Consider the following 13,029-nt stretch of genomic DNA (forward strand, 5'->3'; position numbering starts at 1 on the left):
AAGAAGGGCCGCCCTGGGGCGGCCCTGTTTACAGCAGTCGAGCGAGCTCGACTCTACAAAGGCAGTCGAGCGAGCTCGACGTTACCGGGCGTTCTTCACGTAGGTGTCGAACCAGTTCAGCATTTCCGATACCAGCTGTTCGTTCGATTCCAGCGCGGTGTACCAGTGCGGCTCGTTGGGCAGCATGACCAGGCGGGTGGTACCACCATTGCCACGGATCGCCTGGTACAGCTTGCGCGACTGGAACGGTTCGGTGCCCGGGTTGGCATCGTCCTCGCCGTGTACCAGCAGCAGCGGCAGCTTGATCTTGTCGGCGTAGAAGAACGGCGAGGCCTTCAGGTACACGTCCTGCGCCTGCCACACCGAGCGCCGCTCGTTCTGGAAGCCGAACGGGGTGAAGGTCTTGTTGTACGAGCCGCTGGTCGCCACGCCCGCCTTGAACAGGTTGGTGTGGGCGATCAGGTTGGCCGTCATCAGACCACCGTGGCTGTGGCCGGTCACACCGATGCGGTTGCGGTCGACCACGCCCATGTCCACGGCCTTGTCCACCGCCGCCTTGGCGTCGGCTTCCAGCTGCTCCAGGTAGGTGTCATAGGCAGTCTTGGGATCGCCGACGATCGGGAACGAGGCGTTGTCGATGATCGCGTAACCGGCCAGCAGCATCAGCCGGTAGGGCTGCAGGCGGGTGAAGGTCTGCTGCGAACCGGACACCTGCCCGGCCTGCGCGGCATTGGCGAAGTCCGCCGGATAGGCATACAGGATGGCCGGCACGCGCTGGCCTTCCTTGTAGCCCGGCGGGGTGTACAGGGTGAAGGACAGATCCACGCCATCGGCGCGCTTGTAGGTCACCAGCTGCTTCTTGATCTGCCGCACTTCCGGGGTCGGGTCGGTCAGCGTGGTCAGTGCGGTAGCAGTGGAGGCGAACTGCGCCTCGCCTTCCTTCGCAGCGGCCACCGCTTCGCCTTGCTGGCGCACAAAGGCGTTCGGCGGGTCCATCACCGACTGGTGCCAGGTCAGGTAGCGGCCGGGCGTGTTGCTGAAACCAAGGAACTGCTCGTAGGCATCGGCATCGCTGCGGAACAGGCGCTCGCTCTTCAGCGAACCCAGGTCCAGGCGGTCCAGGAACGGGCGGTCACCCTGCGGCGAAGCCCCCTGCCCGCGCAGGAACACGAAATTGCCTTCCTGGCGCACCACGGCCGCGCCGTTGGGCAGGCGCTTGAACACCAGGTTGCCCGGATCGCCGTACAGCTCATCGCTGGACATGTCCCACAGCAGGCGACCTGCCTTCTTCGGCTGGTCGACATCGACGATGCGGGTCTGCACCCAGTGCCGGTTCTCATCATTCTCGAACAGGAACGACACCGCCGGGTCGGCCGACCAGGCCAGGCCTTCGAACCGCTGCGCGGTGCGGGCGATCTCCACCGGCTTGCCGTTGAACGGCGCCTTCAGCATCAGCACGCGGTCGCGGTGCGGTACGGTCACCTTCCAGTCGCCCTTGTCCAGCGCTTCGGCATAGACCAGGGTGGCCGGATCGGTGGAGCGCCAGTCAAAACCGCGCGGGCCTTCGGGCACGCCGTGCACCGGCACGCGGTCGGCCAGCGGCAGGCTGGCGATGGCGGTGCTCTTGCCACTGCTGATGTCCAGCACCGCCACATCGTTGGCGAAGCGCTGGTAGGTGACCGCATGCGAGAACGGCGGCTTGATCGATTCGGTCAGCACGTGCACGCCATCGGGCGCCGCGCTCACGTCGTTGAAGATCGCGGCGCTGCCCACCGGGCGCACATGGCCGCTGGCGGTGTCGACCACGGCCAGCTGCGAAGCGCCGTAGTACGCGAACAGCTTTTCATCGTGCACGCTGGTGAGCGTATCGCGCGCTTCGTAGGTGCTGCTCTCGCCACTGCTGCCCAGCGATTCCTGTGCATCCGGGCCGGTCGGCACGCCGCCGTTGGACGGCGCGGCGCCCTGATTGGCAGGCACCAGCTTCACCAGCAGGTTGCTGCTGCCGCCCAGCCACTGCACGGTGCTGCCGAAGATCGGGTTCAGCTGCACGCCCGGCACCTGCTTGACCTGGCCGGTGGCGGCGTCGCCCACCCACAGCTGCACGCTGTCGGCCACCGCATTCTGGAACGCGAAATGGCGGCCGTCGGCCGACCACTGAGCGCCACCGGCGCAGCCCTGCGGCAGCGTCACCGGGGTGGTCTTGCCACTGGCGATTTCCACCACGCTGAAGTCGGCCACGCAGGCCGGAATGCCGTAACCACCGGGAGTGTCATGGCGGCTGCGGTTCTTCGGCTCCAGGCGCACGCCGGCCAGCTTCAGGTACGGCTGGGCCACGCGGGCGATGGACGGATAGGTCTGTGCGGTGGTCAGCAACAGGCGCTGGCCGCTGGGGTCCACGCTGGGAACCGGCGGCGGCGGTGCCTTCAGCACCTTGAGCAGTTGTTCTGGCGGCTTTGCGTAATCGGCAAGTGCCGGGCCGGCGGCCAGCAGGCCGAAGGAAGCAACGGCGATGGCCGCTGCCAGTGACGTACGACGAATGAGCATCCTCAACCCCTGGGTTCGATCCGGTGCCCGTGCTATGGGCATGCACCGAATCTAGCACCCCGGCCCCGCCCGTCCATGGGCCGGAAGCAATGCACGCCCGGCATGGCCCGGCGCTACCACGGGCGTTGGCAACCTCCGGTAGCGCCGGGCCATGCCCGGCGAAACGGGGTCGGTGTTCTACTGCTGGGCGTGCAGATCCCAGGTGGTCAGGTAATCGGGGTCCACCACGATGGCGCCCCCGGTGCGCAGCTGATACTCACCCGGCTCGGCCGGCCGGTACTGGTCCAGCATCGGCGGCAGATAATGCTCGTGGCCATCGTCCTCGTCGGCCAGCACCACGCCCTCTTCGGCGCTGATGCGCAGCACGGTGCCTGAATACTGCTGCTGATCGCGCATCTGGCCATCCCCGCCATAACGGGTGATGCCAACCAGAACCACCTTGCCGATCATCTGCCGCGCCTTGGCGTTGTCCAGTGGCGGCAGCATGGGAATGGATTCGTCGCTCATCGGTGCACCTCCAAAGCCTGCAAGTACATCGTGGAAACGCTTGAAGGATGGCAGCTTGCGTACACCACGGCCATCCTGGCCGGTTCAGTCTCCCCACGGCTCGATGCTGCCATCGGCTGCGGCAGGGGGAAGTGAAGATCGGGTCCAATGCAGGGACACGGGTACTGGCAGACAGCGGCCGTTACGTTCGGTGCCGATGCTGCGCGACCTCCGGTAAGTTCACCCACTGCAGGAAGCACAGCTGAAGCCCCACGCATTCATACGGCCGTGGTCACTCCGACAGCAGCAGCCGACTCTGCTGGCTCAGCGCAGCAACGCCCGCGACGGCCAGTCGAAAGCCCGCTCGTGCAGCGCGAAAAAGGTAGTTGGCAGCGTGATCGACAGGCACGCGAGGCCTGACTGCAGCGCCGTTGGGCTGCAGGGACGCAGGCCGTCGAAACGCGTTGCATGCAGACGCTCCTGCGGCGTGTAGGTCAGCGCATAGTCGTAGTCGTATGACCCACCGAACGTTGATGCGGTGTAGAACATCACCGGCTGCTGCAGGCGGTGCGACAGATCGCGCAACCACATACGGAAGGTATCCGGCGCATCCAGGCCGCGCATGTCCACCTGCGTGATATAGGCCTGGAGCTGCGCGCCGACAGTTGCATCGGCCGGCGCCGCGCCTGCGTCCGGCAGCAGCCCGGTCCAGTGCACCGCACCCGGCGTGCGCCCGGACTGACTCCCCTCCGGACTGCCCACACCGCGGAGCACCAGCAGGCCCGACTTGCCAACTTCGTGGCGATGCAAGCTCTGCGTCCAGCACGATGCAACCGGGTCCTTCACCACGTATGCCAGGTGCGCGAACGACGATGACGCAGCCCAAGCCATCGCCCGCGCTGTCGCAGCCAGATAGATTTCGTCAACACCCCACGCCATCGCATTGCTCCATTCCGTTGCCAACCGCGTACGCACGTCGCGACGGGGGGCTTAAACGTAAACTGCGCACACCGCATCGATCAACCATCGTCATGCAGAGAAGCAAACGATTGCTCATTGCCTCTTCAACGGCAACGCGCGATGCTCAGAAAAGCTCCCTCAGAGAGACCGGAATCATGACTTTTAGACGGCAACCCGCACGCCTCTGCGCGGTGATTCTGATCATGCTCTCAAGCTTTTGCAGCCGCTATTCAGAGGCGCACGAAAGCAAGAGCCCAGCAAGGATGGCCAGCGCCACAGCGCCTACAGCGCATTCTCCACTGGCTGCTGATCAGCTGTTGAGAAGGGTTGTAGAACTTGCTGCCAGCGTTTCATCCCCGAATGAAATAGACAGAGAAACGCTTGCATCCATGCTCGGCTCGCCCGCGGAAGATCTCGGCGATGGCCGCGTTGGCTACAGCGACAGAGTCGGATCAGACTGGACGTTCGCACTGGAGCTTTCCGGAAATGTAAGGACGGGCAAGCGCCTGGACCTCGATTTCTTTGATTCGACGCCCTCAAGGTCTGCCAGCACTGACGCAATCTGCGCAATGGATTTTGAGCAGGCCTCCTCGGAACTTGTCCAGTCGGGATTCTCGAACGCCACCGTCCATGGCGAGCACGGGAGGCCGGTGTCTGAAGCATTTGCAAAGCCTGGAATAGATATATCCGTTGATACGATAGGAGCATCAGGCACCCAGGAAAGCAAAGGCAAGCGTTGCATTCGCGGGATGACCATCAAGGCGAGCACCGCGCCGACAGCGCAACGTCCTGGCGCCGCGGTCGCAGCGGCCTCGGATAACCTGCCCACCACACCACTGGGCGCCGGACAGCTACTGTTGCGTCTGCTCGAACTGATCCAGACCACAACCTCCGGAAGCGACCTGACCCTCGAGCGCGTATCCGCCGCATTGCGCGAGCCCGCCCGCACCTTCGCACCCGGTCACTTCGGTTATGGTGGCGCCCTCACTTCTGAGTGGAGCTACGGCCTGGAAGTGAAACAGGCTGGCACGCCGGACGCGCGACTGGATCTGAACTTCATCGACACCGGTCCACAGCAGAAGGCGCAGGCCACCGCCATCTGCCAGGTGGATTTCAACCGGTTCGCAACGGCGCTTCATGCGGCGGGATTTGCCCGGGAAACGGTGCGCGGCGAGCACGGCCGGACCATCTACCACCGCTTTGAGCGCGCGCAGCTGAGCATCAAGGTGGACACGGTCCCGGAACACGCTGCAGCCAATGGCCAGGCAGTGCACGACTGCGTTCGCCTGGTGAGCGTGCAATAGAAGGCGGTCGGCAGCCCCTCCGAGGCTGCCGGGCACCGGCACAGCGGAAGATCCTCCGGCGCTCCCTGCGCACGCCACGCTAGAATGCGCGCATGCGCACCGTCCATGCCCTCCGTTACATCACCCCTCTCCGCGAAGGGGGTTCCCTGCCCGCCGTGGTCGAGACCGACGACGACGGCATGGCCGTGCTCAAGTTCCGCGGCGCCGGCCAGGGGCCCAAGGCCCTGATTGCTGAGCTGATCGCCGGCGAAATGGCCCGCAGCGTGGGCCTGCCGATTCCGGAACTCCTGTTCGTTGAGCTGGACAGCGAGTTCGCCCGCACCGAACCGGACCCGGAGATCCAGGACCTGATCCGCGCCAGCGAAGGCCTGAACCTGGGCCTGGACTACCTGCCCGGCGCGATCAACTACGACCCGGCCGCCATGCCGGTCGACGCCGACCTGGCCTCGCGCATCGTCTGGTTCGATGCCTTCACCAGCAACGTGGACCGCACCACGCGCAACCCCAACCTGATGGTCTGGCATCGCAAGCTGTACCTGATCGACCACGGTGCGGCGATGTACTTCCATCACGACTGGGACAACGCCGCCGATGCCTGCGAGAAGCCCTTCACGCTGATCCGCGACCACGTGCTGCTGTCCTTCGCCAGCCGCATCGCCGAGGTGGATGCCGAACTGGCCGCGCGCCTTCCCGATGCGGAAATCGAGCGCATCGTCGGCCTGGTACCGGACAGCTGGCTGGTCAACGAGCCGGCCTTCGACAGCCCGCAGGCCTACCGCCAGGGCTATATCAACTATCTCAAGCACCGCCTGAAGGTACGTGCCGTGTTCGTGCAGGAGGCCATCCGTGCCCACGCTGCACACGTATGACTATGCGGTCATCCGCGTGGTACCGCGGGTGGAACGCGAAGAATTCATCAACGTCGGGGTGATCGTCTCCTGCCCTGGCGCTCGCCATCTGGAAGCGGCCATTGAGATCGACCCGGCGCGCATGCACGCGTTCGCGCCCGCACTCGACCAGGACGCGCTGCAGCCCTGGCTGGATGCAATCGTGGCGATCTGCCGCGGCGACGCCAACGCGGGCCCGATCGCGCAGTTGCCCGCGCGCGCGCGTTTCCATTTCCTCACCGCCAAGCGCAGCTCCATCGTGCAGATGTCCAGCACGCACGTGGGCCGCAGCGCCGATCCGGCCGGCGTGGTGGAACACCTGATGAACAGGATGGTGCGGGTGCCGCTGCGCTGAGCGTGCGAGCGGGCGCCGCGCGTGAACGCGCCCGACACACCTGCGCGGTACAGTGAAACGGCTCTGCGAGACACCCGCCCGCCTTCCGCACAGGAGACTGACGTGACCTCACGACGCCGCTTCCTTTCCCTGGCCGCCGCTGCGGCCGCTCTTTCGGCCACCGCACCGCTGTTCGCGCAATCGCCTGCGCCGGGCAGCGTACTGCCGACCCGCGGCACCCCGCGCCCTGGGGCCACATTGGCCCGCAACCCGCCGCAGGCAGGTGGTCGCTATCGCCCGCAGACCCGCCTGGGACTGGGCGGGGCGCCGCTGGGCGGCAGCCTGGCGCCCACCACCGATGCGGCCGCACAAGCCACCATGGCCGCCGCGTGGGCGGCCGGCATCCGCACGTTTGATACATCGCCGTGGTACGGGCTGGGCCTGAGCGAACGGCGCATGGGCCGCGAACTGCACACCCACGCGCTGGACCAGTACACGCTGTCCAGCAAGACCGGGCGCCTGCTGACCGGCACCGCCGGACCGTTGAAGAAGACCAACTGGCACGACCCGGCCCCGTTCCGCTACGCCTATGATTACTCCGCGGCCGGCACCCGGCGCTCGGTGGAAGACAGCCTGAACCGGCTGGGCGTGGCGCAGCTGGATATCGTACTGATCCATGATCTTTCGCCTGAGAACACCGACCTGGGCATGCCCTGGGAACAACGCTTCGCCGAGGCCCTGAAGGGCGCCATGCCGGAGCTGACGCGCATGCGCGAGGAAGGGCTGATCAAGGCCTGGGGCTTCGGCGTGAATCGCCCCCAGCCCGCGTTGCGCGCGGTGGCAGAAGCCGATCCGGACATCATGCTGCTGGCCTGCCAGTACTCGCTGCTGGACCACGAAGCCACCCTGCACGACACCTTCCCGAAGCTGGCCGAGAAAGGCGTGTCGGTGATGGTCGGCTCACCCCTGCTGGCCGGCTATCTGACCGGCCGCGAGCGCTACCTGTACGGCAGTCCGATTCCCGAGTGGGCACCGGCCAAACGTGCACGCATCGCCGCCATCTGCGAACGCCACGGCATCGACCTGCGCACTGCCGCCCTGCAGTTTGCCGATGCGCCCGAGGTGGTTTCCTCGATCATTCCCGGTGCGCGCAGCGCCGAGCAGGTGCAGGCGAACGTGGCCTCGATGGCCATCGCCATTCCCGCCGATTTCTGGGCCGAGCTGAAGCAGGAAAAACTGATTGCCGCCGATGCGCCGGTTCCCGGCAAGCGTTGATCAAAGCGGCAGGCGCCGGGCGATGTAGTTGACCACATTGCCCACCGCGTCCGGATCGACGTTGGCCAGCCCGATCACCACGTAACCCTGCTCGGGCAGCACCACGATGGCACTGTTCGACCCGGGTGCGCCGCCCTCGTGCCCGTACTGGCGCTGGCGGCCCTGCCCCTGTACCACGAAGCCGTAGCCATACCACCCTTTGTGGTTCTGTGCGCGCGTGGCCTGCTGCAGCAGCTCTGGCGCGACCAGTGCGCCGCTGCGCAGCGCTTCGCAGAACTTCAGCATGTCGCCGGCGGTGCTGTAGCCGCCGCCGGCGGACATGCCACGCCAGGGCAGCGTCTTCGTTTCGCGCGCCCATTGCCCATCCACCCGAGTGTAGGCGACCGCACGCTGTGGAACGTCCACCGCTTCCGGCTCGAAGCCGGTGCCGGTCATGCCTGCCGGTCGCAGGATGCGCGCATCCACATAATCGTAGTACGACTGGCCGGACACCGCCTCGATCAGGCGCCCGAGCACGATGAAGCCGTAGTTCGAGTAGCTGTCCTGGCTGCCGGGCGTGAACTGCGGCGCATCCTTGGCGAAGCGCTGCACGTAGTCGTCCAGCGTCTTCAATGATGCGGAGTACTGTTCGAAATCATCCGCGAAGAAGTCGCCCAGGCCGCTGGTGTGGTTCAGCAGCTGCCGCACGGTCACCGCTTCGGCGACGGTCGTGTTCGGGTAGTCCGGCAGGTGTTTGCCGATCGTATCGTCCAGACCAAGCTTGCCGGCCTGCACCAGTTGGAGGATGGCAACCGCGGTGAACATCTTGTTGGATGAAGCCAGCCGGAAGCGGGTATGCGCCGCCACCGGCGTCTTCGCGACACGGTCGGCCAGCCCGCCCGTCCATTCCAGCAGCACGCGCCCGTTCTGCGCGACCAGTACGCTGCCGGACAGGGCATCGCGGGCCGCCAACGCATCCAGCTTCGTGCGCGCATCGGACATCAACTGCGGCAGCGGAACGCGGGCCGGCTGGTATTGCTTCGGCGTCGGCGTACCTTCCAGGTGGAACTGTTTCAGCTGCGCCGGATGGGCCGGATCCATCTGCGCGTGCACCAGCAGCGCGCGCTCGCTGCGCTCGCCCAGCACCAGCAGGGTGGTCTGCATTGGCGTGCTCTGCCGTACCTCCAGCAGCTTCAGCGGCCCGGTGGAGTCGCGGAATTCCAGATAGTCCTGCGGGGTGCCGCCTTCGGTCTTGGCATAGCGCTCGGCAAAGGCCTGCAGCTGCTGCAGGCTGCCGGCATTGAACGCGGCCAGCCAGTCATCGGCGGCTGTGCGGGCATCAGGCGCAGGTGGGGTCGCGTTGGCGGCGACCAGCGCCAGAAGCAGTGGAGCCCACAGCACCCGCTGCAGCAGGCGGGCGGAACGACGGCACGCAGACATGGCGATTCCTTCGCGAACGGAGCGTCAGCGCATCCTAGCCTATCGCGCCGCCCGGTCGTGCCATGCTCTGCGGACTGAAGCGCGCCAGACAGAAATCCAGGAAACTGCGCAGCTTGGGGGTCAACTGTCGATCACGCGGGTACACCAGGCTCACCCACGGCGACACCGGTACGTAATCGGGCAGCACCTCCACCAGTGCACCGCGCGCCAACGCCGGGGCCAGCATTTCATAGGGCTGCAGGACCAGCCCCAGACCGCCCAGCGCGGCGGTCAACAGCGGCTCTGCCTGATTGACCAGCAGGCGGCTGGACACTGCTACGGTCAGCACGTTGTCGTCAGCGCCACGGAAGCTCCAGCGCGTGCGTATGACCGAATGGGCAAAGCCCAGACACTCATGCCGGCTCAGATCGCTCGGATGGACAATGGCGGGGCGCGAGGCAAGGTAACCGGGTGCTGCACACAGCACCAGCGGATACGGCCCCAGTCTGCGCGCCACCAACCCGCTGTCGACCAGGTCACCGGTACGGAACACCAGGTCATAGCCCTCGTCGACGATGTCCACCAGGCTGTTGGACAGGTTCAGGTCCACCTGCACGTCCGGGTACTGCTGCATGTAGGCCACCACTGCTGGACCGAGCGCGTGCACGCCAAAGGTGACCGGCGCACTGATGCGCAGGCGTCCCATCGGCCGTCCGCGCGCCACCTCGGCCAACTGCTCGGCGCCCTCCACCTCCTCCAGGATGACCCGGGCACGCGTCAGATAGGCCTGGCCAAAGTCGGTCAGGCTCTGCTTGCGTGTGGTGCGATTGAGCAGGCGAACGCCCAGATGCTGTTCCAGCGCCTGGATGTGCTTGCCTACCAGCTGGGGTGAAAGGTCCAACGCTTCGGCCGCTGCGGCGAATGAGCCGGCCTCGGCCACCTTGGCAAAGGTTCGAAGAGGCGCAATAAGGTCCATTGCAAACAATTGTTTTTCAATGAAACCCCAGATTACCCCTTCTCTGCCGTCGCGACCACGCGCACAGTGGGCAGCCTTCCCAGGCGCTCGCGCGCCCTCCCCCATTTCTGGAGCCCCCAATGAGCAGGATTGTCCGCATTCACAACTATGGCACCGCCGAGGTGCTGCGCATCGACGATATCGAAGTTCCCGCCCCCGCCGCCGACGAGATCCAGATCCGAGTGAAGGCCATCGGCCTGAACCGCGCCGAGGTGATGTTCCGCAACGGGGCCTATCTGCAGGAAGCGCAGTTTCCCAGTCGACTGGGCTACGAAGCAGCTGGCGTTGTCGAAGCGGCGGGGAGCGCGGTAAGCGGGTTCAGCGCCGGCGATGCGGTCAGCGTGGTGCCGCCGCTGGATATCGCTCGCTGGGGCACGTACGGCGAGCTGGCCAACGTGCCGGCACGGCTGGTCGTCAAGCATCCGCCTGCGCTGGGCTTCGAAGCGGCTTCCGCGGTCTGGATGCAGTACGTCACCGCCTGGGGCGCATTGCTGGAGCAGGCGCACCTGGCCGCCGGCGATTTCGTCATCATCACCGCCGCCAGCAGCAGCGTCGGCCTGGCCGCGATCCAGATCGCCAATGCGGTGGGCGCAACGCCGATCGCCGTCACCCGCGGGGCGGGCAAGCGCCAGGCCCTGCTGGACGCCGGCACCGCCCATGTCATCGCCACCGAGGCGCAGGACCTGGCAGCAGAAGTGGCGCGTATTACCGACGGCGCGGGCGCGCGCGTGGTGTTCGACCCCATCGGCGGTCCACAGTTCGTGCCGCTGACCGAGGCGATGGCCCGCGGCGGCATCCTGCTGGAGTACGGTGCACTCAGCAGCGATCCCACCCCATTCCCGTTGTTCAACGTGCTGGGCAAGTCGCTGACGCTGAAGGGCTATCTCTACTCGGAAATCGTTGCGGACGACGCTGCGCTGGAACGCGCCAAGGCGTTCATCGTAGAGGGTCTGGACAAGGGCACGCTGGTGCCAAAGATCGCCAGAGTGTTCCCGTTCGAACAGATCCAGGACGCACACCGTTACCTTGAATCAAATGAGCAGATCGGCAAGGTGGTGGTGACGCTGTAACCCGCGCCGGCGACGGACCCCGCCGGTCCGTCGCTGCTGCAACCCCAGCGCTGTGACTGCTCTGCAGCCAGCGCGCGGGTGCTGATTTGTCAGGGCAGTTCCGGGTTCAACAGATCTCGTTCTGTGGGCGCCTCGCCCTTGCAGGTGTCGTAGCGGCGTTCCAGCAACGTGCGCGTCTGGCTTCCGCGCAACTGGATTACCTCGTCCTCGAGCACGCATGGGCTGACCTGGGCGCGCAGAACAAACCTGCCATTGTCGATCTGGTCGATGTCCCGCCCAGCAATGGCCGCTTCCAGTGCTCTGGCACGCACATAGCGATTGCCATGGGTATCGAACAGGTAGAACGCGTAGACGGGGACGTTGTAGACACCATTGTTGTCCTGCCAGACCTGCAGATCCGGCGTGCCGTCTCCATTGAGATCCGCGACGGTCAACAGTATGGCCGACGCGGCACGCGCATCGACAGCGGCACGGGTCAGCCGCGGCTGCACGCCGGTCACGGCCACTGCGCGACCGTCGCGGGTCACGTCCATGGCCTGTACCTGGCAGGTGGTCACGCTGTCCGTACCACTGCAATCGGCCACCCTGAACGCGACCTGCAACGCGGGTGACATCACGCCCTGGCCGGGCTGCAGGGTGATCCTGCCGTGCTCATCGGGCGCGGCATCGGCGGTAAAGGGAGCGTCCTGCGCTTGCGTGAGCAGGCTTGCCTTAGCCTCGGCAACCAGTGCCACCGCCCCGCTGCCCTGCAACTGACGCGCGCGCAGCAGCGTCATGTGTGTGCGGCATTGCTGCGCATCCAGCTGGGTGGCGGCAACGCCTGTGTCCGGGCACCGGCTGTCACGTTGGGCCAGCCACTGCCGCTGCAGAGCGCGCAGCACGCCTTGGTCTTTGCTGGACATCGCCGATCGCGCGGCAAGGTAGGCCGCGTTGAGCGCATCGTCATGCACCTTGAACTCGGTGTCGACGCAGCGCCGGCGGGCGTCAAGCGCATCGGCGCTGGCCATGCAGGGGGCATACGCCGGACTCAGATGGCGCGCATCTCCAGCCAGCAGCTCGGCGCCGCTGGGCAGCCTGCGAGGCTCTGCCTGCTGCGCAGCGGGCGCAGGCCCCATGTACAGGAACATCAACAGTGCCGACACCACTGGCCGGACAGAAAGACAGCGCACGGACATTGCGATTCCTTCGCAGACGAGGCGTGCGGCCATCCTAGCCGATCGCCATCCGCAACGACGGTCGACTGCTTCTCGCGATCACCTGACCCACACGCTGCGCGGTAGAGTCGACCGTTGGTCGACTGGATTTTCGAGATTACCTGACACCCGCGCTCTGCGCGCGATAGTCGACCAACGGTCAACTCTACCCCGCCTCGTTGTCATCCAGCGGCACCATCCATACGGATATTCGCCCAGCCGGGTTGCCAATCCCGCCCGCACGGGATTGCCCAGGATGTAGCGCGCCTGTTTTCGCAGTGACGCCTCGCTGCGGATCGCATGGTCGTAGTAGCCAGGGTGCCACAAGGCTCCCTCACGCTTCAGCAGCCTGTTGATCAGGAAACTGCTGCGTCCCTTGAACCGCTGCACGCAGTAACCGAGTGACTTTCCTGCTGCACAAGCCAGTGCAGGTGGTCGGGCATGATCACCCATGCGAACGAGGTGGTCAGGCCTTGATGGTCCAATGCGTCCAGTACCTGCATTGCGATGTGGGCGTGGTCGGGATCTTCGAAGATGGGACGGCGATCCCTGCAGATCATCGT

Annotated in this window: 11 protein-coding genes; 5 read left to right on the forward strand and 6 right to left on the reverse strand. The window is 65.8% G+C overall.

What is annotated here, in order from left to right; translation table 11 throughout:
• Positions 1–81 precede the first annotated feature (81 nt).
• The 3 genes from C1931_RS12325 to C1931_RS12335 form a co-directional block, all read right to left on the reverse strand.
• Positions 82–2,544: a prolyl oligopeptidase family serine peptidase gene (locus C1931_RS12325; protein ID WP_108756567.1), complete on the reverse strand. Its 2,463-nt coding sequence runs from the start codon at positions 2,542–2,544 to the stop codon at positions 82–84.
• A 177-nt stretch (positions 2,545–2,721) separates the two neighbouring features.
• Positions 2,722–3,051 (reverse strand): hypothetical protein, encoded by a 330-nt coding sequence (locus C1931_RS12330; protein WP_108753511.1) that lies wholly within the window; start codon positions 3,049–3,051, stop codon positions 2,722–2,724.
• Between the two features lie 303 nt (positions 3,052–3,354).
• Positions 3,355–3,969, reverse strand: coding sequence for a hypothetical protein (locus C1931_RS12335; RefSeq protein ID WP_108771871.1), 615 nt, complete (start codon positions 3,967–3,969; stop codon positions 3,355–3,357).
• A 284-nt stretch (positions 3,970–4,253) separates the two neighbouring features.
• Between C1931_RS12335 and C1931_RS20540 the strand changes: the two genes are divergently transcribed.
• The 4 genes from C1931_RS20540 to C1931_RS12355 all read left to right on the forward strand — a co-directional run bounded on the left by C1931_RS20540 (position 4,254) and on the right by C1931_RS12355 (position 7,790).
• Positions 4,254–5,294, forward strand: coding sequence for a hypothetical protein (locus tag C1931_RS20540; RefSeq protein WP_234412657.1), 1,041 nt, complete (start codon positions 4,254–4,256; stop codon positions 5,292–5,294).
• 92 nt (positions 5,295–5,386) lie between these two features.
• Complete coding sequence (locus C1931_RS12345) at positions 5,387–6,163, forward strand: HipA family kinase (protein WP_108756570.1); 777 nt, start codon at positions 5,387–5,389, stop codon at positions 6,161–6,163.
• On the forward strand, positions 6,141–6,536 hold the full coding sequence (locus C1931_RS12350) for a DUF3037 domain-containing protein (protein WP_108756571.1): 396 nt from the start codon (positions 6,141–6,143) through the stop codon (positions 6,534–6,536). Before C1931_RS12345 ends, C1931_RS12350 begins: the two co-directional genes overlap by 23 nt.
• A 102-nt stretch (positions 6,537–6,638) precedes the next feature.
• Entirely contained in the window at positions 6,639–7,790 is a 1,152-nt protein-coding gene (locus C1931_RS12355; RefSeq protein WP_108756572.1) for an aldo/keto reductase, read from the forward strand.
• On the opposite strand, the gene C1931_RS12360 is transcribed toward C1931_RS12355, so the two are convergent.
• Entirely contained in the window at positions 7,791–9,209 is a 1,419-nt protein-coding gene (locus tag C1931_RS12360) for a serine hydrolase domain-containing protein (RefSeq protein ID WP_108756573.1), read from the reverse strand.
• A gap of 34 nt (positions 9,210–9,243) precedes the next feature.
• Positions 9,244–10,164, reverse strand: coding sequence for a LysR substrate-binding domain-containing protein (locus tag C1931_RS12365; RefSeq protein ID WP_108756574.1), 921 nt, complete (start codon positions 10,162–10,164; stop codon positions 9,244–9,246).
• Between the two features lie 119 nt (positions 10,165–10,283).
• On the opposite strand from C1931_RS12365, the gene C1931_RS12370 reads away from it, so the two are divergent.
• On the forward strand, positions 10,284–11,273 hold the full coding sequence (locus C1931_RS12370) for a zinc-dependent alcohol dehydrogenase family protein (RefSeq protein WP_108756575.1): 990 nt from the start codon (positions 10,284–10,286) through the stop codon (positions 11,271–11,273).
• Positions 11,274–11,362: 89 nt separating this feature from the next.
• On the opposite strand, the gene C1931_RS12375 is transcribed toward C1931_RS12370, so the two are convergent.
• Positions 11,363–12,481, reverse strand: a complete 1,119-nt coding sequence (locus C1931_RS12375; RefSeq protein ID WP_234412816.1) for a lysozyme inhibitor LprI family protein — start codon at positions 12,479–12,481, stop codon at positions 11,363–11,365.
• Positions 12,482–13,029: the final 548 nt, after the last annotated feature.

Source organism: Stenotrophomonas sp. YAU14A_MKIMI4_1 (assembly GCF_003086855.1).
Classification (GTDB): Bacteria; Pseudomonadota; Gammaproteobacteria; order Xanthomonadales; family Xanthomonadaceae; genus Stenotrophomonas.